Genomic DNA, 1,230 nt, shown 5'->3' on the forward strand with positions numbered 1-1,230 from the left:
CCGATGCTAGCAATGATCATGGCTGCCCCTTCGGTGTAGTTGATCTTCCCAATCGCCATGCCTACGATGGCAAAGATGATACCGGCGATGCCGCTTGTGGTAGTTTTCCAATTACCCAAAAAGTTGTTCATCTCCATTCCTCCTTACCACCGTGCCTTCCACCTACGCACGTCCAGGTGGGTGAAGCCTCTATAGTTTCCGATGCCACTGTTCCTGAAAACCTCTATCCTCTCAGCCTCCCGGGCCACCTGCCGGGGAGTCATGTTCCTCACCACAATGTCGGCAGCTCGGCAGCCGTTCTTCAGGAGGTGTTGGCTATTCTCCTCCCCACCAACCGCCTGGTTGTGGGCCTCACACCGGCAGCCCGAAGTGACGTGGATAGCGCACCCTAACTGCTCCCGCAGAATCTGCAGCGCCTCCACTAATTCGTAGCTGATGGTATCCAGGCCGCAACCACATCGGCACTCAAACTCACTGCGCCGGAAGTTTTTAGTCAAAGTGTCCATAACCACTACATCTTAGGAAGGTGGTTCATTAAAATATACATAAGACCACTAACAGCCAAAGGGATGCCTATGAGAATCATATACATCTTGGCATCTACAACTCCCTTGGACTGCTCAAGCGCCCTCATCCGCAACTCCATGCCAAGGGGACCGCTTATCTGCTCCTGAAGAGTCTTGATATCCCGGGTGTGAGTTTCCCGCAAAACATACTCCTTGGCGATACTTGCTGCGGCATTTTGGGCTTCCTGTTTGGCCAAGTTCTCCACAGCCTTTTCCCGCTCTTTCAAGACAGCATCCAGAATACCGATTTTCAGCTCGATGTATTTCTCCAGCATCTCCTTACATTGCGGCCAACAGGGACCATAATCCTCGGGCATTCACAATTCCCCCAACCACTCAGCCTCAATATTGCCCAGAAGTTCGAGATAACGCCGCACAATTCCAATATCATACGGTTTGCAGGATGATAGGTTCACCCTCAAAAACCCATGCTCCGGCCAAGTCCCCAGGATGAGCCACGACTCTACCAGAGGCTGATATAGTTGAATGCCTTGGCCACCGTTGCCCTCCGGAGTCGGATAATGACGAATATCTGGATCGCCATCTATGGTCATGCCCACCAGGTCGATTATATCCCTGGCCATTTTTGCCAGATGGATAGCCGACCTCGGCACGAACCGGACTCGCCAGCCGGTCTGCCATTCTCGTTCCCCGAGGACTGTCA

General features: G+C 52.8%; 2 protein-coding genes and 1 pseudogene. All 3 read right to left on the reverse strand.

Annotated features, from left to right (window positions below; translation table 11 throughout):
* Window positions 1-143 precede the first annotated feature (143 nt).
* Window positions 144-506 carry a D-Ala-D-Ala carboxypeptidase family metallohydrolase gene (locus tag HWQ67_RS19095; RefSeq protein WP_218254282.1) on the reverse strand — a complete coding sequence of 121 codons (363 nt, stop codon included), beginning with the start codon at window positions 504-506 and terminating at the stop codon, window positions 144-146.
* Window positions 507-511: 5 nt separating this feature from the next.
* Window positions 512-841: a hypothetical protein gene (locus tag HWQ67_RS19100; protein WP_218254283.1), complete on the reverse strand. Its 330-nt coding sequence runs from the start codon at window positions 839-841 to the stop codon at window positions 512-514.
* Between the two features lie 42 nt (window positions 842-883).
* Window positions 884-1,230: pseudogene (locus tag HWQ67_RS19105) on the reverse strand (S-adenosylmethionine decarboxylase); the annotation flags it as partial.

Origin of the sequence: Candidatus Magnetobacterium casense (assembly GCF_019173545.1) — a bacterium.
Classification (GTDB): Bacteria; Nitrospirota; Thermodesulfovibrionia; order Thermodesulfovibrionales; family Magnetobacteriaceae; genus Magnetobacterium; species Magnetobacterium cryptolimnobacter.